The organism is Croceibacterium ferulae (genome assembly GCF_003660445.1).
GTDB lineage: Bacteria > Pseudomonadota > Alphaproteobacteria > Sphingomonadales > Sphingomonadaceae > Croceibacterium > Croceibacterium ferulae.
Window position 1 is genome coordinate 36,458 of sequence record NZ_QZVQ01000014.1, and the last position, 26,857, is coordinate 63,314.

Below are 26,857 nucleotides of genomic sequence, written 5' to 3' on the forward strand. Positions count from 1 at the left end.
AGGCCTCAGAGTCCGTTTCAGAAGTCATGCTGACCGTGCGATGTGTCGGCAGAGGACCATGGCAGCGGCTGCGTAGAGGAAAGCGGTGGCGGAGCCGATGGTGGCTTCGAAGTCCTTGGCCACGCGGCGATTGCGGCCCATCCATGCAGAGGTTCGTTCGAACAGGTGAGCTTCGCGTGTTCCCGAATAGCTGGATGTGGGTGGAAACTTGCCGGTCCGCTTTTGGGCGCATCGCAGCAGCGACCGGATGAGAGCCAGGGCTTTCCTCACTGTTCGAAAGCACAATCTGTTAAGACAGTCGGCAGATAATTCGTCGGGGGACTCGTGGCACGCCGAACACTCTCTGCAAGTTTCTGGGATCAAAAGTAATCCGCCGATGAATCGTAAAAAAGTCGTGCGCCTAACGCTCGGTACCACTGCGTTTGCGACGCTTGCCGGCTGCGGTGGAGGCGGAGGCGTTGAATCGACGCCTCCGGCGCCGGTAGCGGCTCCTCAGCCGGTGCCTCCGACCAACCCTGCGCCCGCGCCGACACCGGCTCCCGTGCCCGCTCCCGGTCCAACCCCTTCACCCCTGACAGGCTGCGCACCCAACTGCAGCCCGGCGGCTCCGCCGGCCGGTTTCGTCGTCACGCCAAGCAGCCTGCAGCCGCAGCGTTCAGTTCACGACGATGCCGAGTATCGAGCGAACTACATCGCTGCCGAGTACATCAGCGCGCTTTACGCTCTCGACAATGGCTGGGATGGTCGGAGTGTCCTCCTTGGTGTGTTGGATGACGGCGTTCGCGAGACACCGGAGCTTACTGGCAAGATCTCATCACTCAGCCGGGATTTCGGCTTTGTCATAAAGGGCGGCGTGGACTTGCGGCGTAATTCGGTCGGGGACATTACCTCGACACATGGTACGCCGGTCGCGACGATCATCGCCGGTAAAAATGATGGTATCGGAGTCCAAGGCCTGGCGCCGGGTGCCACCATTGTGTCGTTGCGCGTCGATGCGCGCCGAGAAGACGATGAAATGCTCGGCGTCAATGAAGCGGCCGCGCTTCGCTATGCGGCGGACAACGGCATCAGGGTCGTCAACAAGTCGCTCGGCTACACCGAGACGGACGTGTCCGATCGGTCAGTGCGGGATGCCATTGCGTACCTGGCCAGAAGCGGGGGTATCGTGATCAACAGCGCGGGCAATAATGCTGCTGACAATCCCAGCAACTACCTCGATCTGACCGAAGCGACGCGTGACGGCCTGCTCTTCGTCGGCGCCATCAGCCCCGGCCGAGGGACCGGCTACGAAATCGCCAGCTATTCGAACCGCTGCGGCGTCGTAATGGATCGCTGTGTCGTGGCGATCGGCACGAACGTAACGCATGACGTTAACGGCGACCGCGTCCAGTTTTCGGGCACCAGCTCCGCAGCCCCCCAAGTCAGCGCCCTTGCAGCCATGATCTTGTCCAAATGGCCTCAGCTGAGCGGCGTCGATGCGGGCAATGTGATTCTCGCTACAGCACGCGACATCGGTGATGCTGGCGTTGACACGATCTTTGGGCATGGGCTGATCGATGCAAGGTCGGCGCTGTCGCCGGTCAGGCCGGCTTTGTCGAATGGCCGGATGACGAGTTCGGTGGCTTCCTCGCTCATGGTTTTGGGGAACGCCTTTGCAGGCACTGGCAAATCGGTGCCTGCCTCCATGGCGGAGGCGCTTGGCAACGTTGTGGTGCTTGATGCCTTTGGCCGCGATTTTGCAGGTGATCTGTCGGGCATGGTCGTGCATCCGCTCAGCGATGAACGCATGCTCCAGCGGCGGGTGGAGGCTCAGGCCAATGCCGGCTTTACCAGCTTCGTCACACCTGCGGCGAGCGGCACGCTTGGGTGGAGCGCATTCGAGACCGAACATGCCGCCATCGGTGCCAACCGCGTGTTTGAGACCAAGCTGACCAGTGCCGCATTGGCTCTGCGCGTGCAGGGCGTAACTATGAAGGCAAGCTTCAACGGCAGCGACGATGTCATGAGCGACATTATAGGCATGGCGCCCACATCCGACGTCATGTTCGCCTACTCGCCGCGCGTACAGACCAGCGTCGGTGTGGCTGGACTGATTGGAGAGCCGCGCATCGGACTTTCGCTATACGAGGGAAGGCAGGCTTCGGGCGCGATCGCCCATGTCAGTGCGGGGGCCGGCACGTTTAAGCTGGGCATTCTCGACGAGACAGGTGCTGTGTTCGGCACGCCGGTTGGTGCTGGCGCAATGCGCTTCGGTGATGGTGCTCGCACGTTGTTTGCCGAAGTCGCAACTGGCTTTGGTGCACACGGATGGCAAGTCGACGCTTATGCAAGCGTCGGTTCGACCCGGCTAAAGCTGGCAGATGATCTGCTGCTCACCAAAGCGCAGACGCTCATGACTGGCCGGTTCGGCGTCGTTGCCACCCAGCAAATGATCGGCGGCCGGGTGTCCGTAGGTTTGGCCCAGCCGCTGGTGGTCCTCTCTGGCACCGGCACTCTCACCGTCGGCTCGGACTACGACTCCGTCAGCCGCAGACTGCTGTTCGATGAACGGACTGTTCACTTCGGCGGTCAAATTCAACCGCGAATAACCTTCGGCTTCGAAAAGAACGGCCTGGCTTCAGCTCTTCGGGTCGGAGCAGCTACTGACGCACGGGCCCGCGACATGCGAGCTATCGGTAGTTGGACCATGCGCTTCTGACGTAGGAGCTGGAGGGCGAGCAGGGCAATCTGAATGGCCGACAAGGGGCACCTAGCGCATGATCTAACTGTCAGCTGTCGCGTGCTCGCGGAACCTTAGCCCCGACCTGCCACTTGCTTATGCAGCCAGGCGGATTGAAGATTTCGTTTCTTCAGCACGAAATCGCAGACCCGGTCCGATGTTCGCCTCAGGGTTCTATCAAGCGCGCCCAAGCCTCCGCCATTTCGCGCTCGGTAGTGGGAACGTCGAACAGGATCCGTCGGGTTTTGAAATCGATCGCTATGCGCCGGAGGAGCCGCAGCTCGCGCATTCCCAGGAACATCGCTGGCCGATCCTCCAGATCAAGAGCGTGGAAGACCGGGGAAGGGGTAAATACGATGGGGACGCTCGTCAGTCGCAATCGCCCGATCTCGGCGCTGTCAGCGATATGGACATGTCCATAAGCGACGGCGCCATTTATGTCGGTCAGCTCGGTTTTCTCACGCTGCCGCGCCCGCAGTCGACGAGCTAGCGCCTCGTTGCCGACGCTCACCTCCGCGCCGGTATCGATCACGACGGCGGTGCGGACGCCCTCGATCTGTGTGTCAGTGATGATCAGTTGACCGGAACGCGTGCGTGCGCGCACAACAATCTCGTAACCGCGGCTGCTTCTTGCCTCCTCGGGAGTTGCGATGGTCATGGTTCGGCGGGTGAAGTCAAACAGCACGCGTTGGCCTTGCAGCGCATCGACGCCGAGTACGCCGTCCGCGCCGCCGATGTGTTGCCCCTCCACCAGCACAGCGCGCGGCACATCGGTACGGCGCTGGCCGATCGTCAGGCCGGTCATTGCAACAGTGTGCGTTGCAAGGCGGCTGGCCACTCCGATCAACGTGACCGGCTGCCGATCAGACAGAGCGAGCGCATCGGCCAATCCGCGCGAGAGGACCGTCGCCTGCGAGCCGGTATCGATAAGGAAGTTGTAAGCTCCAGCATTGTCGATGGTTACAGGCACGGTCGGTCGATCGTGGCGATCGTAACCGAGCTCCATCAGTTCGGTAGCGGTGGTCGCCGGTGCAGGTGCCGCGGTGACCGACTCCTGCGCGAGGGCAGGGATGCCGAGGCCGAGCATGAACCCGGCGGTGAGCGCAAGAACGCGCATGATCCTCTCCTGCCCAGGTCGCGCCGGCCGGGCTTGGCGCGAAAATATCACGGTCGACCGCGGATCCATACAGGCAAGATTGAGCCCCTGCCGGAGGATCGCTTCTGATCGATGAGTGGGCGGATTGGCGAACTCGCGATCTGGACGGCTGACCCGCCCCTAGAAATGAACAGACGACCGGAGCCGGGAGCTAAGAGGGCGCGCTAAACGGCGACTTTGGGGCCAACGCGGTAGCTGCAAAGAATGGCGGGTTACAAACGCGTTGTTCTAACGTGTTGTTGCCTGCCTTGATGCAAAAACTGCTGCTCGCGCGAAGGGGTAGTTTGAGGCATCGGCGCATCTTCGTCCAGCAGACGACCAACCCGCGACTATGGTCCTTGATTCCCAATGACGCTGATCGGTTGACTTTCGCGGACCGATCAGGTCGCACTGCCACCATCAGGCTTTTGCCTTAACCGGGAGGCGGAACGGCGCGCCAAGCCGGCTGAAGGCGTTCATCGCCGCGATCGCGATGGTCAGATCGACCAAGTCCTTCGGCTCGAAAGCCGCGGCTGCGGCCGCGTAAGCCTCGTCGGACGCATGTGTCTCGGTCAGCAGCGTGACCTTCTCGGCCCACGCCAGTGCCGCGCGGTACCGATCGGTAAACAGGTGCGGCACTTCCGCCCACACCGGCACCAGCGTCACCTTGTCGGCTGCCATCGTCTTGAGCAGGTCGCGCGTATGCATGTCGATGCAATGCGCGCAGCCATTGATCTGCGAAACGCGTAGAAAGACCAGATGGATCAGCTCCTCCGGCAGGTCCGTGTCGCGGGCGATGTAATGGTGAATGCCAACAGCGCCTTCGCGCCATCAGGCGCCACCTCGAACCAGTTCAAGCGTGCAGTTGCGGTCATGATGAAATCCTCGAACAAGCGCCGACCATCGGCACTGCAGGGCATGACGAGACGCAGGTTTCGGGTGTGACATCGGCGCAGGCTTATTTCCCCACACCCGATGATGTCACGGCACGTTGCCCTCCACCCTGCTGGTGGGCACCGACCATTCGGCTCTGCCCAGGCGAGCGCGCCTGTATGCCGCCGGCGTCAGGCCCCGTTTCGCGCCGGAATGCGGCGTGAAAGGCGCTGTCACTCTGGTAGCCGGCCCGACTGGCAATCGTTCCGATCGCCATTGAACTTGTGGCCAGTTCCTTGGCCGCAAGACGCAACCGCCACCTTGCCGCATAGGCTATGGGTGCCATGCCGACGCAGCTGGTGAACCGACCCGAGAAGGCAGAGCGGGACTGCCCGGCGATGGCAGCAAGCTCGCCCAGCCGCCATGGCCTGCCCGGGTCGGCATGGACCGCACCGAGCGCCCGGGCAACCGGCAGGTCCGACAGTCCGGCAAGCCAGCTCGGCACGGCATCCGGCCGGCTGAACAGGCGACGCAGCGCCTGCACGAAGAGCAGGCGGATGATGTCGTCACAGGCGGCGCGCACACCGGCGAACCCGCTACGCTATTCGGTATCAAGCCGGGTGACCAGCCATTGGATAGCGGATGCATCCTCGGCATCGTGGGGGATGATCAGGGCGTGCGGCAGCAGCGGCAGCAACAGGTCGTCCTAGGCCTGGGCAAAGGTGACGCTGCCGCCGAGTATGTCGACGTCGGCGCCCGAACCAATCTCGCCGCAGCTGGTATCTGCGGCAAAGACCGACGCGGCATCGGCCGGCTGGATCGCCGGGTCGCTGGCGACGGTGAACGCATTGCCTGACACCATGAAGCAGTCGCCTGCGGTCAGGCGCGTCGTCTTGCCGCCTGCCACAGCCAGCACCCGCCGGAACGCACGACATCGAATTTCACGTAAGCCGGTTCGAAGCGCAGCGCCCATTCACCGCCCGTTTGGAACCGGATCGAACAGGCGGCTGTGGCCTGGACCATCACCAACACATCAGACAGGGGGTCGGTGGGACCACCCTGGACGATCACGACAGGATTCCGGCAGTTCGCGCGTCGATCATCGTGGCGGATTACCTCATATCGGATCGCACGACGACACCACAGATGCCCTTGAAGTCGCCCTTCGGCGCAGCCTCCATCGCCAGCGACGTGATGGCAGAAATCGATCAGGGCGGACGCACGGCGCTCGTGACCGGCGGCTATTCCGGCCTTGGCCTGGTGACGACGAAGGCGCTTGCGGCCGCTGGCGCGCATGTGGTCGTACCCCCGCGCGACCTCACGCGGGCGCAGGCGGCGCTGACCGGCCTTCCAGGCGCTGAATTACTGCCGCTGGATCTGACCGACGCCGCCGCAGTGGCAGACTTCACCACGGCGTTCGTGCCGGCGGTCGGGCGCTCCACCTGCTGATTAACAGCGGCGGCATCATGGCGACGCCGCTGAGCCGCGATGCCGAGGGTCACGAGATGCAATTCGGAGCGAGTCTCTGGGGCGGCGGGCGCCCGCGGCCGGCGACGGACCGCGTGCGGTGTATACCAACCACCTCGGGCATTTTCGTCTCGCCTGCGGCTTGTGGCCTGCAATGCGCCAGGATGGCGCCCGGGTCGTGGCAGCGTCCTCGCGCGGGCACCAGATCGCCGGCGTCGACTTCGACGACATCGACTTCGACCGCCGGCCCTATGACAAGTGGGCGGCATACGGTCAGTCCAAGACGGCGAACGTGCTATTCGCCCGCGCGCTGGGCCGGCGGGGGGAAGCCGCTGGCGTGCGGGCGTGGTCACTTCATCCCGGCCAGATCCTTACGGATCTTGCCCGGCACCTCTCCGCCGAGGAGATCGCGGGCTTTGACGCCCTGGATGCAGAAGGAAAGCCGATCGTCGATCCTGCACGCGGGATGAAGACACCTGACCAGGGTGCGGCGACCGCACTGTGGTGCGCCACCAGTCCTCTGCTCGAAGGGCGGGGCGGGGCCTATTGCGAGGATTGCGACATTGCCGAAATCAGCCGCGGGGAGCTTGGCCGCAAGGGTGTGGCGCCGTGGGCTGTCGACGACGGGGCGGCAGAACAACTCTGGGCGCTGTCATCACGGTGGACCGGTTGCGACATCGCAGGTTAGGATCGCACGGCCGGCAATGTCACGCCGGCGACAGCAGCATCGTCTTCGCAGCAGCGGCGCTCGGCCGCGTTTTCCTGAAGGAAGCATCACGATGAGCACGATCACCACTTCGGACGGTACCACTATCTTCTACAAGGACTGGGGCGACAAGGCGGCGCAGCCGATCGTTTTCCATCACGGCTGGCCCCTGTCGGCCGATGATTGGGACAACCAGATGTTGTTCTTCGTGGGCGAAGGCTACCGCGTCATCGCGCATGACCGGCGCGGGCATGGCCGTTCAAGCCAGACGGATGTCGGCAACGAGATGGACACCTACGCCGCCGATGTCGCTGCACTGACGGCGGCACTGGACCTGAAGGATGCGGTGCATATCGGCCATTCGACAGGCGGCGGCGAAGTCGCTCGCTATGTCGCGCGTGCCGAGCCCGGCCGCGTGGCCAAGGCGGTGCTGATCGGGGCGGTGCCGCCGATCATGCTCCAGACCCCTGCTAATCCCGAAGGCTTGCCGGACGAAGTGTTCGACGGCTTCCGTCAGGCGCTCGTCGCCAATCGCGCGCAGTTCTACATCGATGTGCCTTCCGGCCCGTTCTACGGCTTCAACCGCGATGGCGCGACGGTCAGCCAGGGGCTGATCGACAATTGGTGGCGGCAGGGCATAATGGGCGGGGCCAAGGCGCAATATGACTGCATCGAGGCGTTCAGCGCCACCGACTTCACGGCCGACCTGCAGGCAATCGAGGTGCCGGTGCTGGTGATGCATGGGGAGGACGACCAGATCGTCCCCATCCACGATGCTGCGCACAAGTCCATCAAGCTGCTGAAGCACGGCACGCTGAAGACCTATCCCGGCCTGCCGCACGGTCTGTGCCAGACGCACCCCGATATCGCCAATGCGGACCTGCTTGCCTTCATTCGCGATTGACCGGGAGGGCGGGCGTTCCGGCGCTCGCCTTCTTTTTTCCGCTTCATGTCGCATCCGGCCAGGTCGCCTCGTCATGACCACGAGTCTTCTGCTCGGAAGGAAAATACCATGACGCTCCGCATCGATAACCCCCAGGCCCTGTTCCCCGCCGGCATGAAGGCGATGATCGCGCTGGAGACCGCGCTGCACCAGACCGGGCTCGACCCGGTGCTGCTGGAACTGGTCAAGCTGCGCGCTTCGCAGAACAATCGCTGTGCCTACTGCATCCACATGCGCACCACCGCGCTGCGCAAGCGCGGCGTGGAGGAGATGAAGCTGTACCTGCTGACCGCTCGGCGCGAATCCAACCTGTTCACCCCGCGCGAGCGGGCGGCGCTCGGCTGGACGGAGGCACTGACCCGCGTGGCGGAGACTGCCGCACCGGATGGGGACTACACCGACTTCGCCTTCGAGTTCACGGAGGAGGAGCAGGTGCAGCTGACCTACGCCATTGGCGCGATCAATGTGTGGAACCGGCTGCAGGTCGGCGTCCGCACCGCGCATCCGGTGGATGCCCGTGAGGCCGCCTGAACAGCTTCTCGCAACGTTCGAGGCGCAGCGGCCCCGCCTGCTGCGCCTCGGCTACCGCATGCTCGGCTCGATCAGCGAGGCGGAGGACGTGGTGCAGGAGGCCTGGCTGCGCTGGGCGCGGGTGGAGGAGAGCGTTGATGCTCCTGCCGCCTACCTCACCCGCATCGTGACGCGCCTGTGCCTTGACCAGCTGAAATCCGCCCGCAGCCGGCGCGAGGTCTATGTCGGCCCTTGGCTGCCCGAACCGCTGATGGGCAGCACGGAGGACGAGGCACTTGCCGATGATGTCACGCTGACCCTGATGATGGCGATGGAGCGGCTGTCGCCGCTGGAACGGGCCGCCTTCCTGCTGCATGACGTGTTTGACATGCCCTTGAACGAAGTCGCCGTGACCCTGGGGCGGGAGCCGGCGGCGGTACGGCAGCTCGCCTCGCGCGCCCGCCGCCATGTGCAGGATGCGCGTCCCCGCTTCAGCATGCCGGCCGAGGAGGCCGAGCGGATCGCCCGCGCCTTCTACGCCGCCAGCACCAGCGGTGACGTGACGGCACTCACCGGCATCCTGGCGGACGAGGTAGCGATCCATTCCGATGGCGGCGGCAAGGTGATTGCCTTCCGCAATGTGGTCCGCAGGATCGAGCGGGTGATCAGGCTGTTCCAGGGTGTCGCGCGCAAGCCCGCCTATCAGCCGCGCCTGCTCCGCCCGGTGACGATCGACGGATTGCCCGGCTTTGTCAGCATCGATCGCGGCCGCGTGCTTCAGACCACCGCGCTGGCGGTTAGCGAAGGGAAGATCACCGCCATCTACATCGTGCGCAATCCCGACAAGCTGCGCCATGTCGCCGCCTTGTTCACGGCCGAGATCCAGCCGGCCAACGCCGCCCGCCCGAGCTGAGGCAAGTTTCGATGGCAAACGGCTGTTGGCGTGACATCGTCAGCACCGCCGCATCAGCGTATCGCCTGTCCGACCGGCAACTGAACGAACGTCCAAAGCTCGGAAGCGCCAGGGGCGGTGCGAACGTCCGAAAAGGGGCGACGCAACTTTCGGCTGCGTGCAAATGACGATTGAAGCTCCTTCCATTGATCCGAGCCGCCAGTCGCATGACGGCGCGTGCGCGCTGCGAGCAAACTATAGGCCGTATGCCGTCGCGAAATAGGTTTTCGGCTTGTATGCGCTATAGAGCGCCATCATGAAGGGGCGAGCATCATCATCAAGAGTAGGGCGGGGCCGAACAGCCGCACTTGTTGCTTTATCGCTGGTGCTCCTTCTTGGCCTGCTTGGTTTCAGCGCCACGCCAACTGTCGATCGCCATCGGAAGCCAACAGGTCAAGACATCGACGCAGCCCATGCGCTGCTCGAGCAGGTCAAGGCAGCACAAGCGGTGGGAACATTAGCGCACCTGCGCCTCACTACGTCGCAGGTTGCAGCGCTGGGCATCTTGATCGGGGAGGCAAGTGGCGTCGAACGAGTGAAAGCTGGCGTAGAGGGCGATCTGTTGGTCGGTCGCGCTAGTCTGCCCGTGTTCGGTGGTTGGTGGATCAACACGGCCGTATCGGTGACTGGTACGCACGACGGCTTTCCCACTGTGGCTCTGTCCGCGGGACGGCTTGTGCTGCCTAAAGCTGCATCGCGGTGGTTGGCCGAGTTCAGTCGTTGGATGCTTATGAGAAAGGGGGTTGGTTTGCCTCCACTCGACGACCTCGTTCCCCTTATGAGGGTGGAAGGCGGCGTTCTGACTGCCAACTTGGCTTTGCCGCCCGGCTCCGATCTGATTACGCGTTTGGTTGGCACTGCAGCGGCGAGCGTCGATGAGGGACGAGTGGTCCATATCTATTGCCGATTGGCACAGGCGCACGAAGAAATCCCTGATCCGCAGCTTGTCTCGTTGGTGAAGGGAGCTTTCCAACACGCAACCGGCTCAGATGTTGTCGGATACAACCGCGCTGCGTTCGTGGCGCTCTCATTCTATGTTGTCGGGGACGAGGCCTTCAGCTTGGCGCCGTCGGCTGCTGCCGAAGTTGCTCGATGTCCTCCACCTCACGCGAATGTACTGCTGCGCGGGCGGCGTGATCTGGCGAAGCACTGGGCGTATTCTGCGGCGCTGACCGCAGCCTTCGGAGAACGAGCGGCGGGCAAACTGGGTGAATGGAAAGAGGTGCACGATAGTAACCCAACAGGGTCTGGTTTCTCCTTTGTGGATCTGGCCGCAGATCGCTCTGGGCTTTTTGTAGCGCGCGGAGCTCTGGATCCCAAATCGGCGAGCCCCGCGGCTCACGCTCTCAGTTCCGTTTCTGAACAGGACTTGCTTCCAGTGGTGCTGACCCAATCACCAGAGGGTTTGAGTGACGAAGACTTCATCACTCGCTTCGGGGGCCTCGGTCAGAAGCAGTATCGCGACTCCGTTGCCCGGATCGATCAGCACCTGGAGCATCCGACAGATTGAACGGCGGACGATCCTGGCGGGTCAAGCCCAGCTTTCAGCAGCCCGCCTCGTTGTGTTGGTTGCCGTTAGCCCGCGCTGATGCGACAAGTGGAAAAGTTCTAGGATGAGGCCCATAATTCGGATGATCGCAAAGCGAGCGACAATTGCCAAGGCATCCCTGCTACTGGCCAGTACGGCACCGATTGCCGACGCCGTGGCGCAGCCCATCCCTGCTTCAGCCGCTATCTCCGCCGACCCAGCGCAGACTGACTTCGCGAGCGGGGACGAGATCCATGCGCAGGTGGACGAAATGTTTGCCGAGATGGCGCCTGGGCAGGGCTTGATGTGGCGTCCGCTCGTGAGTGACGGAGACCGCGTCGCAGCGATTGAAATCTGGAAAATGCCGGGGCGCCCGGCGGCTCACCCGACCGAGGCCGAATATGTTGTTGTGCTGGAAGGTGCCGGCACGCTTGTGTCAGGCGGCACACTCATCGCTCCTGTCGCCAGCAGGGAAGGGCTGATCGAGGGCGAGCAGATCGAGGGCGGCATCTCGCGCACGCTCGGCCCCGGTGACGTCCTGCTTATTCCCGCTGGCCTACCGCACTGGTTCGGGGTCACCGGTGATCACCTGGTGCTACTGGGCACGAAAATGCCTGTGAACCGATAGGAACTATCCTGGGTCCAGCTTCATTCGAACATTTCCTCCTGGAAGAAGCGTTCGGCCGTTAGGCTGGCTGAACGAATGGCGGAAAGTCGGCAGGCGAGCGACCGGGCTGAATAACTGCTTGGGGTCTTGAGCAGCCGAAGCCAAAGGAACTAAGCCATTATCCAGGCTGGTTCAAATGAGCAATCGGGCTTGGCGACGGCGGGTCGCGCATCTGTTCGGCTCGGCCGGAATGGCACTCGGTTCTTCTTGCCACCACCACGACGCGCTGAACACCTGACGCTCGAGCGGTGAACCAGCTACTACCGGACGGCTCCTACGTCGTTGGAGTAAGCATGCTGCGCTGATAGTACACAAAGCCACCAGGGCATTGACCTAATTAGCTATGAGAGTATTTACCTTAGGCAACAAGGCGATCAAACTCGCCAAGCTTCTCGGGGCGCATTTCACACTCTTGTTTGAAAGGCGTAAATCATGAGAACGGTGATCGGTATCTTACTCGCTTCAGCGTCATTGGGCTTCGGCAGTCATGCCTATGCCGAAGATTACACATTTGATTTCAGAAGCAATTCCGTCAATGGTTCAATCCGATTAACCTATGCTTCAAACCCCAACACAGGCGTGTTGGGCACATCCCCTAACATGTTCGATCCCGTTGGCTCATACATTGTAACCGGCGCAACCGGCAACTTCTTCAACAGCACTTTAGGCCTAAACACAACTGTGACTGGCGTCGTGCCGAGCAATCCCGCAAATCCGCACACCACCAATTTGCTTGCCCCCGCCAGCTTCGGCCACTTCCTTGTTGCCGCCGGCGTGCCCGGACCTGGCGGTGTCGCTCCAGGCTTCTCTTACGACAACCTGTTTTATCCAGGAGGCTCCCCGCCAGCTGCTACCGATTATCCGTTCGGCGGAGGTTTTCTAGACATCTACGGTCTAGTATTCACAACAACCGATGATGTCTTTATCAACTTTTGGAGCAACGGAGACCCTGCCGGCATTGGAAGGGTGTCTTACGGGGCTGGATTCACCGATAGCCTCACAGTTCTAGATTACGTGAATGACATCGATGTCACAAGTGTGCCTGCCGTGCCGGAGCCGGCCACTTGGGCGATGCTGCTATTGGGCTTTGGCGCAGTAGGAGCGATGGCCCGCCGTCGTCGTAGCCGTACTACAATCAGCTTCGCCTGATCTCCTATCAGCGACAGGGGCCATTGGTTATTGTCGGCAATTGGCGCCTTGTCTTTGCCTCCTGTCGTCGCGTGACGGTAGCATTCGGTTGTAAACCGGCCGATGCTGCCGTTACCGACGGCCGAGCGCTTTCACCTGTTTTCTTTTGACCCAGAGGTCTGTCGAATTCCTCAACGTCGACCTCATCAGTGCTTTCGACCGTCATCGCGAGCTGCCGGTGAGCTTGTCGATATTCTGATGCTTTGATTGCGTGTCGGCTAGGTTGGCGCGCTGCCATCCTCGACGTCCCGGGTCACATCCTGGTGGTGGTCGGCGCAGAGGCGAACCCCGGTGATCGTTGATCCATTCGCGGGAGGCGTGCGCGCCGGTGCCGAGCGGCTAGCCGCGCTGCATGCGGAACTCGCCGACAGCGGCCCGGCAGTCACGCATGTCGCGACTACGCCCGACCGGGCTGTGCTTGTTCGTCTCCTTCAGAACTAGGCGTTTCGCGCCGAGCAGGCGGGCAAGGGACGCCGTGCGCTCGAACTCCACGTCCGTGTGACGCGCATGGCGCCGGTCTCACTACATGAATGGTGGAAGCGCGGCCTGCTCGAGCTAGTCGATCATGACTTCCCGCGGCGCATGGAAGCCTTGGCGCCATCCTAGAAGTCACCCACGACCCGTGAGGTACGTCGCCGCGTCGGAGAGCCTGAAAGGCTTCGGCACGTTGACGCAACAAGGTCATGAACGAACGACCGGTTCTGAAGCCGCAAACGATGGCGGATGTCCAAAAAGTGGTCGAGCGCTCGGCCATGACACGATCGTTGCGCACGAGCGCACCACCTTGCAGCCGGTCGACCAACAAGCTTTCTTCACCGTTTTCGATATTCCCCAAGCACTGACCGATCACCAGCAGGTGATGAGGCCCGAGACCGCAAAGCCGAGTTTCATTAGGCCGGGCGATTCTGACAAGTACGATCGGGCGCCCTGTTTGTGCGGCATCGATCAGGTCGACAGCTCCCGCTGAAGCTTCGACAGGCTCACCAAGGCCAGCAATGTCCGCACCTTCGTGATCATCAGCATCGACGCTGAGCTGACCGGCTTCTATGCCACGAACGCCACGCGATCGGCTACGCTGAGCTGCCAGCCGAGTTCGCTTGCGACCGCCCTGCTGATGGCAGCATTTCAGCCGCCTATATCTTCATGAACGGCGTAGACAGCGTTTTCAGCTCCGCGGTTATGGTGGTGACCTGTCGGTCGATCGTCTAACGCGTCTGGCAGGCCCGGCTCAGGCGCTGGGCATCTGCGGTTATCATGCTTGATCTGCTCAACTGCGGCGATCCCGACAAGGTAGCGAAGCGTTCGGCGTACGAAACTAGCTCTTGGTTCGAACCAGTGCTCTCCAGTCGCTTGCGATTTCTCCAGCCGATGGCAACAGTGCGGACGCTGATCGCAGCCTCCTAGGCGCAGGCGGCGATTTTTGCCGAGCGGCCAGCACGTTTGCGAGACGGTAGGTTGAGATGCATCGCCTCGCTCATGGCGGCGAGCTCGTCCGGACGTAGGATCCGCTCGAACTGGAATCCTGCAAGGCCGCCGGCCGACCAGATGCAATGTGTCTCGATACGGCCGACGCTCGGAAGGAGCAGGGAGAGGCGTTCTCCCAATTTCAGTACAGGCGCCGGGTCAATCAGCACACCTTTTAGCGACAAGTCTCGCACTCGAAAGACAGTCTGAATATCGTTCCTCAGGTGTTCGCCTCTGACTCTAAAATCTACCCGGTGCCGGACCGCACCTCGCAGGTCGAGGATCGAGAGTTGTGCTCCGCTAGGCATGTTGGTGTGTCCAGTCCAGGTTGGGCCGGCGTTAGACGGCCAATGCTGTGCAAATGGTTAAGGTATGCGCTTGTTACATCCAGATCGCTGATAAGGCGGAACGTTGGTCATTTGGGTCCGGGCGGCTCGTTAAACGCAAGGGAACAATGCAGAGGTAAGTCCTTTTTTGGCGTTGGTGTCTCTGCCCTAATCGGCGTGGCCCCACGTCTGCATCTTACCCGAAGGACTGGTTGGTCATGATAAAGCGCGGTGGCCTGGAGAGCGGCGGCCTGATTCTGACCGTGCTTCTGGTCACGACTGCGTTACTAATGGTCGTGTCGGGCTTTATCAGCGCATTGTTGTGGGCGACGCTAGCAGCTTTGCTGTTTCAGCCGCTGTTCCAACGTTTGCTGATTCACTTCCCTGGCCGCCGTAACTTGGCGAGTGCGGTCACGCTGTCGATCATCACGGTCGCGGTGGTGATCCCCGCCTTTATCATTTTTAGCTTGGTGATCGAGCAAGCGGCCGGCGTCTATAATCAGGTTCGCGGTGGGCAAATTAACCTCGCCAGCTATTTCCAGCGGGTCTATGGCGCGCTGCCGCTGCCGCTGCAGCTGCAGCTGCAAGGCGTGCTGGATCGGTCCGGCTTTCAAAGTTTCGAGCAAACCCAAGTGCATATCGCGCAGGCTGTCAGCAGCGATGCCAGCATACTGGCAAGCCGAGCATTATCGTTCGGTGCGGATGCCTTTGCCTTTGTGTTAGCTTTCGGTGTGGGGCTTTACGTCGCCTTCTTCCTACTGCGAGATGGGGATCAAATCGGACCCGCGGTCGTGCGCGCGCTACCGTTGGAACCGTTAGTAGCGGAGCGTCGTGCACGCTACGATCAATGGATCGGGCGTTGTCGCACTGGTGCAAGGCGGGCGCAATCACGTTTTGGATGTCGGCTTGCCCGCTGCGCTGCTGTGGGGCGTGCTGATGGCAATTGCGGCATTGCTGTCAGCCCTCGGCCCGGCGATTATCTGGGCGCCGGTTGTGGTCTACCTTCTTGCGACCGGTGACATCTGGTAAGCTATCATCGTGATCGCATCCGCTTTTCCTGATTGGACTAGCGGACAATGTATTGCGGCCAATGCTGGTCGGCCGCGACACAGGCCTGCCGGACTGGCTGGTGCTGGTGACAACCTTGGGTGGTATCGATGTTCTGGGGGTTAGCGGTATCGTGCTCGGTCCACTTGCCGCCGCCTTGTTCCTGACCAGTTGGCAGATCCTTTCGGGCCAACGTATGAAGCAGCCCGGAGGCGCGCCAGTCACCCCGAGTGTCGATGAATAACAAACTGGATACCTTCGAGCAGGAATCGCAGCGCTAGCCGAATTTTCCTGATTAGGACTTTGGGAAACATGGCTGCTTGCGGGCGCGGCGTTGAGCGATCCAGTGGCGGTGCAAGGAGGCGCTGCCGGTAAGTGAGTTATGGATGCTGAGTGAGGCGCAGATGGGCCGGATCGAGCCGTACTTCCCGCGGTCGCACGGCATGCCTCGGGTGAATAATCGAAGGGTCATCGGCGGCATCATCTTCGTGATCGGCAACGGGCTGCGCTGGCGGGATGCGCCGACCGGTTATGGTCCGCACAAGACGATCTACAAGCGCTTATCCGCTGGAGCCGGCTCGGCGTGTTCAACAAGTCCTTCGCTGCGCTGGCCGCCAAGGGCGGCAGGCCCGACCAGCTGATGATCGATGCAACCCATCTCAAGGCACACCGCATCGCTGCCAGCCTGCTTGTAAAGGGGCTGTGCCCCGCCGTGTTGGGCGCAAGGGGCGGCCTAAACCTAAACTCCACGCCGCGCGCGACGGCAAGGGGCGTCCGCTGATCATGGCGCTCAGCGAAGGGCAGATGAGCGACTACAAGGGGGCTGCGCTGATGCTTGATGCGCTAGCCGGGGCCAAAACCCTGCTCGGCGACCGCGGCTATGACGCTGACTGGTTCCGCGCTGCTTTGACTGACCGCACGATCGCTGCGTGCATTTCCTTCAGGGCAAACCGGCGGGTGCTCATACCGCACGACCGGTGCTCCAGCGCAAGCGCCTCAAAATTAAGATCATGTTCGGTCGCCTCCGGGATTGGCGCCGCATTCACACCCGCTATGATCGATGCGCCCACACCTTCTTCTCGGTCGTCTGCCTCGCCACCACCGTCATCTCCCGGCTGTAATCAATGGGTCCTGAGCTCAGGGCCGTGACTGCTTACTGCTGCCGCAACGTCGCGCCACCGAATTCGTGCAGGCTTCGCTGTAGAGCGCAGAACAATGGGGTGATGTGGCCGCGCTCTGCTCGACCGAAACATCACCCCTGCTCTGGCACCGGTGGTTTGTGGAAGCGGTACGCGTTGTGAAACGCGCCAGAGCGTTTGCTATATACGAGCTAATTATTGCAGTACGAGAGCAATTCTTCAGCCCCGAGCGGTTGGGGCCTTCCCTGTCTATCTGCACCTCGGTAGGGCTTGCTAATCTCGTCTGCCTGCAAGCCGGCAAGAAGATGAATATGCTGAAGCGATACCTGGCGACGGCTGTTGAGGCCGAGAACTGAACGGGTTTCGAAGTTGACGGGGTGTCCGTGAATGGGTCGTCTACGTCGAGATTCAGTCCACGCCTTCGCGACAGACCTGCGGGCCTTCTTCAATCGTGCGCGCCACACGGAACGATACCAAACGGCGATCCGCTTCATCCCACAGAGCGAGGTTCACTGACCGAACGCTTTGCCCCACTGTCAGGCGGTTGAGGGCTACAAGCTCAGGATGTGCCGTCAGTGCTGCCGGCATCCGGTATAGCGGTATGTTGCTGCAGAGGTGATGGATGTGATGCATGCCAATGTTAGCGGTGAACCAGCGCAGAATGCCAGGGAGCACATAGTGTGAACTTCCAAGTAAGGCTGCCTCGTGGAAGGTCCATTCGTCACTTTGAGCCCAGTAGGTCTGCTCAAACTGGTGCTGCACATAGAACAGCCACACTCCAGCGGAGGCCGCGAGTACGACGATCGGCAGCTGGACTAGCAGAAAGGCCTTTAATCCAACCAGCGAGATCAGGACAGTGAAGAGAAGTGCTATCGTACCGTTCGTCCCCATGGCGCTGATCCAAGGTCTCCAGCCTTCACGCATATGGCCGAGCGGCAATCGATAGCGCAAGAAGAACAGCCAAGCCGGGCCAAGCCCGAACATCACCGCAGGGTTCCGGTACAGGCGGTAGCGTAGGCGAGCCCAGAGGCCGAGATCTCTGTACTCGCTGACGGTGAGCGTATCGACGTCGCCTGTTCCGCGGCGATCAAGGTTGCCGGTACCAGCATGGTGGGTAGCATGCCCCCGCCGCCACAGCTCATACGGGCTGAGTGTCAGGACGCCAATGCAGCGGCCTACCCAATCGTTCATTCGCCGACTCTTGAAAAAGGAGCCGTGACCGCAATCGTGCTGGATCAGGAACAGGCGAAGGAGGAAGCCGGCGGCCGGAACAGCGAGCAGCAGTGTTACCGCATAATGTATCTCCAGCGAGAACCACATCAGCAGCCATAGAAGGAAAAGGGGGAGGGCACTTACCGTGAGCTCGAAGGCTGCGCGTGAATTGCTCGGCCGACGAAAATTGGCCAAGTTTCGCGCGATCGTTTTAAGGTCATGAGGCGCTCTTTTCAGGCTTCCACATACGTCTGGAGCCAGAACATCGGTTATTGCCATGCTTCCGCAGGGGCCTGTCTTCATTGCGGAAGGGCCGCGCGAGCGCGATCCTGTCGAGCCGCATTCGCGGGGGACGTTCGGGAGAGATACACGTAACGAGTAGGACGCGATAGCGAGGCGTACGGATCAAGACCACTCGCTTCAGAACCCGGGCTGCGAGCCCTCGCCGTTATACTCGAATGTCCATTGAAACACACTTTCGGAACCAGCGGCCAAAACCGCCGGTATCAGAGCTTTTGCCACGAGCATGGGACCGCTGCCATGAGGATGGCCATCACAGAACAGGATCTTCGGTACGATGCCGATCCCGCTCGCCTGACGGACGCTATGTTGATGTGTCAGGGCTGGGCGCCAACTTGTGCCGACTTGGGTATGTGCCACCAAGAGGGTGGGTGCTTCTCTAAGCCATCGTGCGCATCGTGGCGCAGGCGAGCAGCCAAGTCTCCAGGCGATCATATCAACCAGATTAGGTTGTCGGTCTCACTCTGCTGATGAGCGTTCTCGACGACTGCCGACTTCGCTGTTGGAACAATGACGGCGCCGCTGCTTCATGACGAAGCAGCGGCGCCGATAACATCCAGATGATCCGCACCGTTACACGGGCGGATGACTTACGCGCTCCGCGTTATCTGGTGAGCCGCTGCTTTGGCTCATGCGGCTATCAGCCGCCTCCACCAGTTCGCCCTTCTTCTCACGCGCGATGTCGCCCGCCTGCCTGGCACGAGCCCGCGCTTCGTCCAGCACCTGCTCGCCGGCGCCGCCCAGGTAGTCTTCTTCAGTGCGGGAGACTGGCAGCAACGAGCCGGCGATCGCGCCGACAAAGGCCGCGGCAAACCCGCCCAGCAGCGGATTGTCCTGGTAAGCCCCACGAGCCGCGCCGGCTGCGCGTCCCGCACCCTCGCGCGCACTCCGCCCTGCAGCGCGCGCTTCCTCCATGAGGTTGTCGCGTCTTTCGCGCATCCGGTCTGTGGCGTCGTTCAGCCGCTGACGGTAGGAACTCTCATCCTCGTCATGGTGCTGTTCGAGCATCAGATAGCTGCCACGCGCTGCATCGCGGCGACGCCGGTAGCTGATCTCGTCTTCGTCATGCCGCGGTTCGCATGCAGCCATGTGCGCGACATAGCCTCGGTGATAGTCATCGCCGTGACTGATACGGTCATCACCGTCCTTGCCCGAGCCGCCCCAAGATGGCTTCAGCGCGGAAGGACGGGCATCGGCGTCGCTAACCAGCCATAGCCCACCAACGGCGATCATGCCCAAAGCCAACGGGTTGCGGCGTGCGCAATCGAGCAGATACCGCGAGTCTATTCCGCTGCCGTCTGCCTTGTCCAAGGCCGCATTCAACAGATTGCGAGGCGTGAACTGGTCTTCCAGCTGATCGACTGTCCGGCTCATCTCCTGCTGCGTTGCACGGATGTCGCGTTCAATCTCCTCCGCGGTGCGGGTGTCAGTTTGATTATCGGCCATGGTTGCCTCCGGCTGTGTTCATGTTGCCTGTTGCCGCTGCGGGCATGTCTTCTGCCGTGCGGATGGAGCGTTCGGGCTTCAGGTTCGCGGCGCTCGCCTTCTTCTTGCCTGCCGAATACAGGATGGCGGCGAGGATCAGGCTGACGACACCCACGATCAGGATGCCAAGGCCGATATTATCCAGCGCGTCCCCCAGCAGGTACCCTGCGCCCATCAGTGTGACGCCCAGGCCGCTGATGCCGACCACTGCTGCGCCGGCATAGGCACCGATCGCCTGCTTGGCGTCGTTCACGCCTTCGCGCACCTCCGCCTGCATCAGGTGGATCTGCTCCTGCGCCAAATGAGCGCCCTGGCGGGTGAGCTGGCTGACGAGATCGACAACGTTGCTGCCGCCGCCCTCAGCGCCTGCCGGGCGGCGAGCTGCGTCCGTTTGCGTAGTCGTGTTGTAGTCGTTCACAGCACCCCTCCGCGCGTACTGGCCGGAGATATGGTATCAGCGCCGAAACCAGCTGTGCTGGCGCCAGTGGTGCTGCCTGTGCTCGTCCCACTGCTAGGACCGACGCCTGTTCCAGTGGACACGCCGGAAGATGCCGCGCCCGAACCGGGCATCGTGCTGGCGCCGTAGCTGCCGCTTGCCTCGCTGGAGCCACTGCTATCCTGCTTGTGATGCCGATGTTCGACACCAGCGCGCAACATGCGAGCCGCTGCGAACCCTGTTGCTGCTGACGCTGCGAGAAATGTGCCCGGGTTGCTGCGGGCAAAGTTCATCAGCTGCTGCCCCATCTGGTTCACGCTGCGCCCGTCGATCTCGCCGGCAAGCCGGTCAATGCTGCTTGCAGCGTGGCGCATTGCCGAGCCAAGCCAGTCGGGTGCGTTATCGTCCTGCTCCAGCTCCGAAGCCGCCTTGCTCAAGGCAGACGACGCAGACCCGGCGATCTGCGCGGCCTGACCCTTGCGGGTGTCAGCCTCCTGCTCGATCCGCTGGCCTGCAGTGTCCTTCAACTGGGATGCGTCGCGAGAGAGCTCCTCGCCGGCCGCTGACCGTGTCGAAGCTGAGTTTGGCGAACCGCTTCCATAATCTTGTGGCATCTTGTTTTCCTTGTTTGTGACGCGCAAACAAGGATCGGAAGCTACAAAGCGTTCCGATAATGATCGGCAGATACCCAAATTTTCACGACGCTCTGCCAATTACTAACTTCAGATAAGTTTTTTGACCAGATCTCATGAAGGAAGCAGGGGCCGCATAATTCATTGCGGCCCCTGCGATACTCAGATCGCTGCGTTGCGGGTCTGTGACGCGTTGTGGCCGCCATTGCGGTAAAGAACCTCGCGTGCCAGAGCCGGATCGACGCTGGTGTCGCTTACGGTGACGACCACGCCACCATCCTTCAGTCGGCTGCCGTAATAATCGGCATCTTCTTTCTCAACTCCGTGCTTGGTCAGAGTTTCGTTAAGTGTGCCGCTAAGGGCACCGATGCCGGCGCCAATCGCGAGCGCTTCGGGCGCCGCGGAAGCGGCAATCGCACCTGCGGCGGCAAGCGGGCCGACACCAGGAATGGCCAGCGCGGCGATGCCAATGCCCGCGCCAAGCGCGCCGCCGCCGAGAATGCCGCGCAAGACATTGCGATGATGCTCGTCCGTGATTTCGCCATCACCCGATGATGTCGTGGTGGTGCCACCATGATGCGCGATGACCGACAGGTTTACGTCGTCCACGCCGGCGTTGCGGAGTTCAGACACCGCGCGCTCGGCTTCGGCGTGGCTGTCGAAAATGGCTGATGCCTGTACCATGGAAAGTCCTCTCGTTTCTGGTGCCAGACTAACTGACTGACCCTTGAACCCTCCGTTCTCCGGCACGTTCCGGTTCTATTACGATGGACGTACAAAGCACGGGCCGCTGGTGAGGTTTAAGACCGGGCATCATCGACCTCGAGACCTGGGCCGAGAGCGTGTTGTGAAGAACGAACTTACCTCGCGGGACGCCGTTCTAATTTGAGATTTAAGGTGACTACATGTCCAGACAGCCAATCCTACAACCTTATTTTGGAGCGTAAGTTGCAACTTCTACCCTCCTGGAAGCAGCCGGTCGGGTCACCACCCCTAAGTTGCCGTCCGTCAGCTCGATTGAAGCGCCGGAGAGAGGCGGTAAGGCGGTGGTGAATGGATGTCTGGATCCATGGAGCGGCTCAAGCGCGCTGAGCGTCCGCGATGAGGTCCCGCTCAGCGGCAGAGCGAAGGGGCCAGTTCCGTCGATCACCGACCAAGAGCCGCGAGCCCAGCTTGGGCCATCGTGGACGTTGACCGCTGGGATACAGCAGGGCTGCTGTTGATCAGCGACAACATCCGCTTTCGAATTGGTGGCAAGCCAGTCCTTCCGCTTAGAGGCCGATGATGTGCTATCTTGATGTCTCAACCATATCGATAGTTCAAGACTTCCGCCGCCCCATCAAGCCGCAAGCAAGGATCCTACGATCTGCCATGCGGCTTCTCAACATGTTCTCCGGCTAGTGCCTGCACCATAGGAGGCATTTTTCGAGGAGCTATAGAGATCGCCGCGTTGGCCTTTGATGCGCAGTGTGACTCCATGTGCGGTGCAGCCGAAGTAAAGTCCGGCGTACAGCGAGAAGCCACGCTTTCTCGAGGGAGATCGGACGCGTGGCCCCGTCGGAGATGCACAGAATGGGCGCTGGCAAATCTGCCGACTGCCAGCACCCACCCGCAAGACGAGTTTCTCGCCATATTAGAACGGCGTGCCGTTTGGCTGACCGCTCTGCCCACATTGCTGCGGACAAGACACCCTGCCATGGTGCCGTTGCGATGAGGTGAACACGGCGCTCGTGTACCATTCAGACGTTCGAAGTTTATATCTCGGGTGCTGAGGCGGCGCATTCTCACGATCCCGACAGTCCCAGATGCGCCAGCGTAGCACCTTCCGCTCTCTGTGCAAAAAATTCAGCCGGCAAGGAGGGGCGCCTTGAGCCTGTTGCAGCCCGGCTCTCACCAAGTCGTACCGCAACGATCAGTATGAGTTGATGATCGGCTGTGCCGCTTAACAGCTAACCGACACCGTTACGGATTAGCCTTGCCATGAGGCAGGCTTGTGCAGGTCACACAGGTCACCGAGGGACGGAACGCCGCGACATACCTGACCTTCGCTGCAGATTGGGTGGGGATGGCTCCAGCGCGCTGCGTGAGGGGTCACCGGCATGACATGCGTCTTCCCTCCAAAGTCGGCCGTTCGAATAAGGATCTGGCATAAGTGTTGGATTTCACTGGAAAGTAAGCGGCATGTTTGTTGGTCATTGACCCGGGTGAGTGAGGTTATGTGCTGCCATCGAGGCGCGGGGTTAGGTTGAGGCTCTCCTCTTGTCGATCGTTGGCGCCGCTGTGTTGGCCCGGAAGCAAGAGCTTTCGTTCGGGTCTCCAGTAAATGGTATTGGCGGGCGAGGCGAGCATGCAGCAGCGACCAACGGCATCCTCGACCGGGCGACCGCAGTGTCGATCAACTCGCAGACCCGCGTGGCGTAGGAATGCCTAGTGAGCGGCGGCTCCGCAACCAGTATTCGCTGCCCGAAGACTTGTAGATGACGGTGGCGTACGCCAGCGTGAGCGCGTCCAACCCGGCGGACTAAAATTCCGTCTCGATCACGGCGAACTTGGCCGCTAGCTCGCTTCTCGCGTGATCGAGCTTCGTCACGTGGCACACGTCGCCATCGTAGAAGTCGCGTTCGCGATCGTTGGCCACGTGCATCACCTTCTCGCCCACGCCTTAGCGGCTGCCAAAACGATCCACCGGCGACACAAGCGCGGCGTTGAGGCGCTCCTGCAGCAGGAGGTTGAGGCGCGCGCCGAAGTCCAAGCTCTTCCTTGAGCAGCCTGCTAGTACTGCTCAAGCCAGCCCGACAGTATTGGGTGCTTGGCGCTTGCGAAGTACGCTACCAATCGTTGCAAAGCCGACGAGCATCATTGCCCACGTCGCAGGCTCCGGCACCGAAGGCATCACCGGTATGGGAGGAATCTGACGAGTGACCGAGAAAGCGGTGCTTCGGAATAGGCCTGGAGAGTCGATAGAGTATGTAAGATTATACGAATATACCACATCTCCAAAGTCGTCAGCTCGGAATGACGCAAAGAACTGACTTTGGCCGCTTTGTGCGCGGCAGCGCGGCGCCTCGCAGTTACCAAAGGCGATTTCACTGTTTCCAAAAACGAATGCCCCGGCGCCGTAGTTTTGAAGCTGTGGAGATGTGAAACCCCCTACAACTACTTGACCCGCAACTAAAGGATCATAGGTCAATATTATTGTTCCGACGATACTTCTATACGGCCCTTGTGCAAAATCCGCTTTGAAATCGTAGGTCGAGGTACGGACAACTGCGTTGGCAGCAACCGAGCTAATCGCCCCAAAGCTCGCGAATAGGACAAACATCACAGTTCTGAGTGAACTCACTATCGTGTTCTCCGATCAAACAGGCAGGGGGTCAAGGCCAGCTTCGCCTGATTGTAGCTGCCGCTCTCTAGTGTTGTCACTCGCTAAATTAACCATCAACTTCTTCGGCGCACTGAGTGAATGTTTGGCGGGGCGAATGTAGCGAGATGGCCTAGGCTCCGGACTGAGTCAGCACCAGAAACTTGACACGACGGCAAGAAGGACACCTGCCATGTAGGTGCTGGCGAGCTTGTCCTAGCGTTGGCAACACGCCGGCAGTCCTTGAACCTGCACCAGAGGCGTTCGACGAGATCGCGGGTGCGATAGGCATTCCAGTTATTCGGCAGGGTTCTTTACGACGACTGCGGGTAGAGGGGATCACTACCTCGGCTCCTTGGGACCGGTTGGCGGTGCGTATGCCGTTGCTGTCGGACCAGCGGTCCACGATCAGCTTCGTGAGGCGGCTTCGAGCATGTGCATGACGCCTGAGATCACCCGTTGGTCATCGACCCGACGCGCTCCGCCCCGGCCAATCGGCTGGGAGGCCTCGGTTCTTGCCTATCCCGCATCGCCTAACAAGGTCAACTGCCGCGTCATCACAAGTCTACACTCCAAGCAGAAGCCGTGAATCGGCATACCGGATCACCCGCGTGCTGATTGAGTACGGACGTCGCTGTGAATGGTCGATTGAACCGTCACCGCCTATTCTGTGCTGATCGGACGGGGTGACGCGCCTGAGTGCCCGGGAGGCAGCGCCACCCCTAGCTGCGGACCCGAACCGAAGTCGGTGCAGCATGAGTTCTGGACCGGATCTATAGCCACAACCCCGATCCGATCCGGTCAAGCCGCTAGGCGCAGTTAACAAGATCTTAGAAGTGGGCCCTCAAGCTTCGATTTATGCCGAACTTGCGTCAGCAATATCAAACGAGCGATCCGGAGGCCTATGTTTAACCCGACCATTATCGAACACCAGGAAAAGATCGGCATCGGGACATACCCTGTGTTCGGAGTGCTGGAGATGCTCGAGGACATAAAGCGGGTCAGTGCCGATTGGTTTTACACTTGGATGCCGGACGTCAACGCAGGTGGCGTTCTTGGCTGGCACCTGGGGAAGAACGCAAGTGTGTCATCGAGCGCATGGAACAGCGAGTTACTCCTCAGCGGCGCTGATGGCTGGGCTTATCAGGACTTTAGCGTTGGGGCAGGGCAAGGTTGGTCTTTCGGCTTCCAAGGGCGAACCACCGCTGGTTCCGGAGGCGTATCATTAAGCTTTCGGGATGCCTCCGGTGGTGAACTCGGCAATCACTGGTTCGAAATAACCACCGATGAACAGGCCTATATGCTGACGGGCATCGCTCCGGCTGGAGCGGTAAGCGGGCGTGTGCTGGCCTATGCAGATAAGAGCGCCACGGTATTCGCAGATGATTTCTGGTTCGGCCTCGGAGAGAGCAGTTTGAGCAATGGAGACTTCGAAGTCTCTGTGAATGAGGACCCGAATGGCTTCGTTCCGATGATTTGGGGCGCAGGTGATGTGTCGCACCTTCAAGCAATTGCGTCGGGAAGAGCAGGCGAAGCCTTGCTGACTTTTAATGAACCTGATCACCCAGGCCAGGCCAACATGACCGTACAACAGGCCCTGGCATTATGGCCAGAGCTCATGGCGAGTGGTATGCGGTTAAGCTCACCCGCGGTAACCACTGGCGAGACTTTGAAGAAAAATGGTTGGCTGGACAGGTTCATGTCGGGAGCCAATAGATTAGACTACACTGTCGATTTTATCGCAGTACATTACTACACGACAAATCGAGATGTCGGAGCTTTTAAGTCGTTCCTGAAGCAGGTTTATGCAAAATATGAGAGGCCAATCTGGGTCACAGAATGGTCGTTGGCCGATTGGTCAAACGAAGGCCGGTTCAGCGCGGCAGAACAGCGAGCGTTCTTCGAAGCAGGAACACATATGCTCGATGATTTGCCTTTCGTCGAGCGGCAGAGCTGGTTCTCAGCTTATTCGAACCTTGACAGCCTGCAGCTTAATACTGAGCTATTTGATAGTGATCAGTCGCTTACTCCTCTCGGTTCCAGCTTCCTTACCTTGGCACAGAACCCCTTTGTGGCCGAGCAAACGACAAAATCAGTGCCGAAGCTTCAGTCCGACGTTAGCGATGAGCTTTTTCATCAGCACGTAAGCTTTGTCGCCCCGCACGATCTGGTAGGAGGGGAGGCCGCACTCCCAGCTCTAGTTGACGAAGAGTCCGCAGAAGATCCGAGCATACCTGTAGGTGCAAGCGCCGAAGAAAACGTCATTGGCAAAGAAGCCGGCTGGCCAGCAGCCCTTGAAGACAATCCTCCAACTCAACACGTCATCGATGTTGGACCCAACGGGATCTTCTCTGCAAGTAGTGGTACTGAGCACGGGGATGGAATTTTGGTGCTTGGAAGCTCTGTTCAGAATCCATCTTTTGGATACGAGGTAGAGCGCGCGGGAGGCAACGGAGTTGGGCCTTCCTTGACGTGGGGCGGTCAGCTTTGGATTGACTTTGAGAATGATAGCAGCACGTTCTCATCGACAAATGCAGCTTCGTTTGCGCTGACCTTCCATCTACCTGATGCCCGCCATTTGCAGCCACAAATGCCAATTGAGTACTACTCGGAGATCTCCAACTTAATCGCGTAATTATTCCAAGCGCCCATGAAATTGCTCACGAATGTGGCAGCGAACTGGGTCACGTGATTGTATTACGAGGCGCAGTCTGTGTGTAATCTCTGGGTGCTGACCGGGGCGTCGATGCCGCGGGCACCACCAACC

Annotated in this window: 27 protein-coding genes and 2 pseudogenes; 15 read left to right on the forward strand and 14 right to left on the reverse strand. The window is 60.7% G+C overall.

Translation table 11 applies throughout. From position 1 onward, the window contains the following. Positions 1-24: 24 nt before the first annotated feature. Positions 25-159 (reverse strand): annotated as a pseudogene (locus D5S08_RS16940) (IS5/IS1182 family transposase); the annotation flags it as partial. Positions 160-376: 217 nt separating this feature from the next. Here D5S08_RS16940 and D5S08_RS14645 point away from each other — a divergent pair. Continuing rightward, the gene (locus D5S08_RS14645; protein ID WP_121119879.1) at positions 377-2,698 is read left to right on the forward strand and encodes a S8 family peptidase; all 2,322 of its coding nucleotides are present in this window, start codon (positions 377-379) and stop codon (positions 2,696-2,698) included. A gap of 187 nt (positions 2,699-2,885) precedes the next feature. On the opposite strand, the gene D5S08_RS14650 is transcribed toward D5S08_RS14645, so the two are convergent. Then, on the reverse strand, positions 2,886-3,836 hold the full coding sequence (locus tag D5S08_RS14650) for a retropepsin-like aspartic protease (RefSeq protein ID WP_162301997.1): 951 nt from the start codon (positions 3,834-3,836) through the stop codon (positions 2,886-2,888). 438 nt (positions 3,837-4,274) lie between these two features. Then, the gene (locus tag D5S08_RS14655; RefSeq protein WP_338322998.1) at positions 4,275-4,664 is read right to left on the reverse strand and encodes a carboxymuconolactone decarboxylase family protein; all 390 of its coding nucleotides are present in this window, start codon (positions 4,662-4,664) and stop codon (positions 4,275-4,277) included. On the opposite strand from D5S08_RS14655, the gene D5S08_RS17195 reads away from it, so the two are divergent. Further along, complete coding sequence (locus tag D5S08_RS17195) at positions 4,614-4,799, forward strand: hypothetical protein (protein ID WP_241557440.1); 186 nt, start codon at positions 4,614-4,616, stop codon at positions 4,797-4,799. The two genes, D5S08_RS14655 and D5S08_RS17195, sit on opposite strands and share 51 nt — an antisense overlap. 13 nt (positions 4,800-4,812) lie before the next feature. Here D5S08_RS17195 and D5S08_RS14660 read toward each other — a convergent pair whose 3' ends face one another. The 3 genes from D5S08_RS14660 to D5S08_RS17530 form a co-directional block, all read right to left on the reverse strand. Next, positions 4,813-5,310 carry a helix-turn-helix transcriptional regulator gene (locus D5S08_RS14660; protein ID WP_121119883.1) on the reverse strand — a complete coding sequence of 166 codons (498 nt, stop codon included), beginning with the start codon at positions 5,308-5,310 and terminating at the stop codon, positions 4,813-4,815. 123 nt (positions 5,311-5,433) lie between these two features. Then, entirely contained in the window at positions 5,434-5,700 is a 267-nt protein-coding gene (locus D5S08_RS16870) for an AraC family transcriptional regulator (protein WP_162301993.1), read from the reverse strand. Continuing rightward, positions 5,607-5,939, reverse strand: a complete 333-nt coding sequence (locus tag D5S08_RS17530; protein ID WP_421757475.1) for a cupin domain-containing protein — start codon at positions 5,937-5,939, stop codon at positions 5,607-5,609. The genes D5S08_RS16870 and D5S08_RS17530 overlap by 94 nt, the downstream gene beginning before the upstream one ends. Here D5S08_RS17530 and D5S08_RS17200 point away from each other — a divergent pair. The 9 genes from D5S08_RS17200 (at position 5,832) to D5S08_RS17210 (ending at position 13,655) form a co-directional block, all read left to right on the forward strand. Beyond that, positions 5,832-6,176, forward strand: a complete 345-nt coding sequence (locus D5S08_RS17200) for an SDR family NAD(P)-dependent oxidoreductase (protein ID WP_241557441.1) — start codon at positions 5,832-5,834, stop codon at positions 6,174-6,176. The genes D5S08_RS17530 and D5S08_RS17200 overlap by 108 nt on opposite strands. A 172-nt stretch (positions 6,177-6,348) precedes the next feature. Beyond that, positions 6,349-6,882, forward strand: coding sequence for an SDR family NAD(P)-dependent oxidoreductase (locus tag D5S08_RS17205; RefSeq protein ID WP_241557442.1), 534 nt, complete (start codon positions 6,349-6,351; stop codon positions 6,880-6,882). A 91-nt stretch (positions 6,883-6,973) separates the two neighbouring features. Continuing rightward, positions 6,974-7,804, forward strand: coding sequence for an alpha/beta fold hydrolase (locus tag D5S08_RS14680; protein WP_175578954.1), 831 nt, complete (start codon positions 6,974-6,976; stop codon positions 7,802-7,804). A gap of 108 nt (positions 7,805-7,912) precedes the next feature. Further along, positions 7,913-8,374: a carboxymuconolactone decarboxylase family protein gene (locus D5S08_RS14685; protein ID WP_121119890.1), complete on the forward strand. Its 462-nt coding sequence runs from the start codon at positions 7,913-7,915 to the stop codon at positions 8,372-8,374. After that, positions 8,361-9,266: a sigma-70 family RNA polymerase sigma factor gene (locus D5S08_RS14690; RefSeq protein ID WP_277750424.1), complete on the forward strand. Its 906-nt coding sequence runs from the start codon at positions 8,361-8,363 to the stop codon at positions 9,264-9,266. Before D5S08_RS14685 ends, D5S08_RS14690 begins: the two co-directional genes overlap by 14 nt. A 364-nt stretch (positions 9,267-9,630) precedes the next feature. Further along, on the forward strand, positions 9,631-10,815 hold the full coding sequence (locus D5S08_RS16535) for a YfiM family lipoprotein (RefSeq protein ID WP_162301998.1): 1,185 nt from the start codon (positions 9,631-9,633) through the stop codon (positions 10,813-10,815). A gap of 193 nt (positions 10,816-11,008) precedes the next feature. Next, entirely contained in the window at positions 11,009-11,461 is a 453-nt protein-coding gene (locus D5S08_RS14695) for a cupin domain-containing protein (RefSeq protein WP_241557443.1), read from the forward strand. 471 nt (positions 11,462-11,932) lie between these two features. Beyond that, positions 11,933-12,649 carry a PEPxxWA-CTERM sorting domain-containing protein gene (locus D5S08_RS14700; protein WP_241557444.1) on the forward strand — a complete coding sequence of 239 codons (717 nt, stop codon included), beginning with the start codon at positions 11,933-11,935 and terminating at the stop codon, positions 12,647-12,649. Between the two features lie 661 nt (positions 12,650-13,310). Then, positions 13,311-13,655 (forward strand): hypothetical protein, encoded by a 345-nt coding sequence (locus D5S08_RS17210; protein ID WP_241557445.1) that lies wholly within the window; start codon positions 13,311-13,313, stop codon positions 13,653-13,655. Positions 13,656-14,088: 433 nt separating this feature from the next. On the opposite strand, the gene D5S08_RS14710 is transcribed toward D5S08_RS17210, so the two are convergent. Further along, positions 14,089-14,460 carry a PilZ domain-containing protein gene (locus D5S08_RS14710; protein WP_121119900.1) on the reverse strand — a complete coding sequence of 124 codons (372 nt, stop codon included), beginning with the start codon at positions 14,458-14,460 and terminating at the stop codon, positions 14,089-14,091. 236 nt (positions 14,461-14,696) lie between these two features. Between D5S08_RS14710 and D5S08_RS14715 the strand changes: the two genes are divergently transcribed. The 3 genes and pseudogenes from D5S08_RS14715 to D5S08_RS14720 all read left to right on the forward strand — a co-directional run bounded on the left by D5S08_RS14715 (position 14,697) and on the right by D5S08_RS14720 (position 16,646). After that, positions 14,697-15,497 (forward strand): AI-2E family transporter, encoded by an 801-nt coding sequence (locus D5S08_RS14715; protein WP_338322995.1) that lies wholly within the window; start codon positions 14,697-14,699, stop codon positions 15,495-15,497. 71 nt (positions 15,498-15,568) lie between these two features. Continuing rightward, complete coding sequence (locus tag D5S08_RS17425) at positions 15,569-15,769, forward strand: hypothetical protein (protein WP_338322996.1); 201 nt, start codon at positions 15,569-15,571, stop codon at positions 15,767-15,769. Positions 15,770-15,911: 142 nt separating this feature from the next. Beyond that, positions 15,912-16,646: pseudogene (locus D5S08_RS14720) on the forward strand (IS5 family transposase). A gap of 426 nt (positions 16,647-17,072) precedes the next feature. Here D5S08_RS14720 and D5S08_RS14730 read toward each other — a convergent pair. The 7 genes from D5S08_RS14730 to D5S08_RS14755 all read right to left on the reverse strand — a co-directional run bounded on the left by D5S08_RS14730 (position 17,073) and on the right by D5S08_RS14755 (position 24,051). Continuing rightward, positions 17,073-18,155 carry a fatty acid desaturase gene (locus tag D5S08_RS14730; RefSeq protein ID WP_121119904.1) on the reverse strand — a complete coding sequence of 361 codons (1,083 nt, stop codon included), beginning with the start codon at positions 18,153-18,155 and terminating at the stop codon, positions 17,073-17,075. Between the two features lie 594 nt (positions 18,156-18,749). Next, complete coding sequence (locus D5S08_RS14735) at positions 18,750-19,622, reverse strand: DUF3618 domain-containing protein (RefSeq protein WP_121119906.1); 873 nt, start codon at positions 19,620-19,622, stop codon at positions 18,750-18,752. Beyond that, positions 19,612-20,079 carry a phage holin family protein gene (locus D5S08_RS14740; RefSeq protein ID WP_162301999.1) on the reverse strand — a complete coding sequence of 156 codons (468 nt, stop codon included), beginning with the start codon at positions 20,077-20,079 and terminating at the stop codon, positions 19,612-19,614. Before D5S08_RS14740 ends, D5S08_RS14735 begins: the two co-directional genes overlap by 11 nt. After that, on the reverse strand, positions 20,076-20,810 hold the full coding sequence (locus tag D5S08_RS14745) for a hypothetical protein (protein ID WP_126665592.1): 735 nt from the start codon (positions 20,808-20,810) through the stop codon (positions 20,076-20,078). Before D5S08_RS14745 ends, D5S08_RS14740 begins: the two co-directional genes overlap by 4 nt. Positions 20,811-20,891: 81 nt before the next feature. After that, positions 20,892-21,413: a hypothetical protein gene (locus tag D5S08_RS14750; RefSeq protein WP_121119912.1), complete on the reverse strand. Its 522-nt coding sequence runs from the start codon at positions 21,411-21,413 to the stop codon at positions 20,892-20,894. Between the two features lie 1,837 nt (positions 21,414-23,250). Continuing rightward, on the reverse strand, positions 23,251-23,388 hold the full coding sequence (locus D5S08_RS16770; protein WP_155522985.1) for a hypothetical protein: 138 nt from the start codon (positions 23,386-23,388) through the stop codon (positions 23,251-23,253). 123 nt (positions 23,389-23,511) lie between these two features. Next, positions 23,512-24,051 carry a PEPxxWA-CTERM sorting domain-containing protein gene (locus D5S08_RS14755; RefSeq protein WP_121119914.1) on the reverse strand — a complete coding sequence of 180 codons (540 nt, stop codon included), beginning with the start codon at positions 24,049-24,051 and terminating at the stop codon, positions 23,512-23,514. 943 nt (positions 24,052-24,994) lie between these two features. On the opposite strand from D5S08_RS14755, the gene D5S08_RS14760 reads away from it, so the two are divergent. Further along, positions 24,995-26,725, forward strand: a complete 1,731-nt coding sequence (locus tag D5S08_RS14760) for a glycosyl hydrolase (protein ID WP_121119916.1) — start codon at positions 24,995-24,997, stop codon at positions 26,723-26,725. Positions 26,726-26,857: the final 132 nt, after the last annotated feature.

Bases quoted from the DNA above. Each gene is read 5' to 3' on its own strand.
- D5S08_RS17205 (WP_241557442.1), top strand. From the start codon at position 6,349: ATGCGCCAGGATGGCGCCCGGGTCGTGGCAGCGTCCTCGCGCGGGCAC.
- D5S08_RS14680 (WP_175578954.1), top strand. From the start codon at position 6,974: ATGAGCACGATCACCACTTCGGACGGTACCACTATCTTCTACAAGGAC.
- D5S08_RS14735 (WP_121119906.1), bottom strand. From the start codon at position 19,622: ATGGCCGATAATCAAACTGACACCCGCACCGCGGAGGAGATTGAACGC.
- D5S08_RS16870 (WP_162301993.1), bottom strand. From the start codon at position 5,700: ATGGGCGCTGCGCTTCGAACCGGCTTACGTGAAATTCGATGTCGTGCG.
- D5S08_RS14710 (WP_121119900.1), bottom strand. From the start codon at position 14,460: ATGCCTAGCGGAGCACAACTCTCGATCCTCGACCTGCGAGGTGCGGTC.
- D5S08_RS14730 (WP_121119904.1), bottom strand. From the start codon at position 18,155: ATGGCAATAACCGATGTTCTGGCTCCAGACGTATGTGGAAGCCTGAAA.
- D5S08_RS14755 (WP_121119914.1), bottom strand. From the start codon at position 24,051: ATGTTTGTCCTATTCGCGAGCTTTGGGGCGATTAGCTCGGTTGCTGCC.
- D5S08_RS14700 (WP_241557444.1), top strand. From the start codon at position 11,933: ATGAGAACGGTGATCGGTATCTTACTCGCTTCAGCGTCATTGGGCTTC.
- D5S08_RS17195 (WP_241557440.1), top strand. From the start codon at position 4,614: ATGGATCAGCTCCTCCGGCAGGTCCGTGTCGCGGGCGATGTAATGGTG.
- D5S08_RS14715 (WP_338322995.1), top strand. From the start codon at position 14,697: ATGATAAAGCGCGGTGGCCTGGAGAGCGGCGGCCTGATTCTGACCGTG.
- D5S08_RS14650 (WP_162301997.1), bottom strand. From the start codon at position 3,836: ATGCGCGTTCTTGCGCTCACCGCCGGGTTCATGCTCGGCCTCGGCATC.
- D5S08_RS14750 (WP_121119912.1), bottom strand. From the start codon at position 21,413: ATGGTACAGGCATCAGCCATTTTCGACAGCCACGCCGAAGCCGAGCGC.
- D5S08_RS14645 (WP_121119879.1), top strand. From the start codon at position 377: ATGAATCGTAAAAAAGTCGTGCGCCTAACGCTCGGTACCACTGCGTTT.
- D5S08_RS14685 (WP_121119890.1), top strand. From the start codon at position 7,913: ATGACGCTCCGCATCGATAACCCCCAGGCCCTGTTCCCCGCCGGCATG.
- D5S08_RS17425 (WP_338322996.1), top strand. From the start codon at position 15,569: ATGCTGGTCGGCCGCGACACAGGCCTGCCGGACTGGCTGGTGCTGGTG.
- D5S08_RS14760 (WP_121119916.1), top strand. From the start codon at position 24,995: ATGTTTAACCCGACCATTATCGAACACCAGGAAAAGATCGGCATCGGG.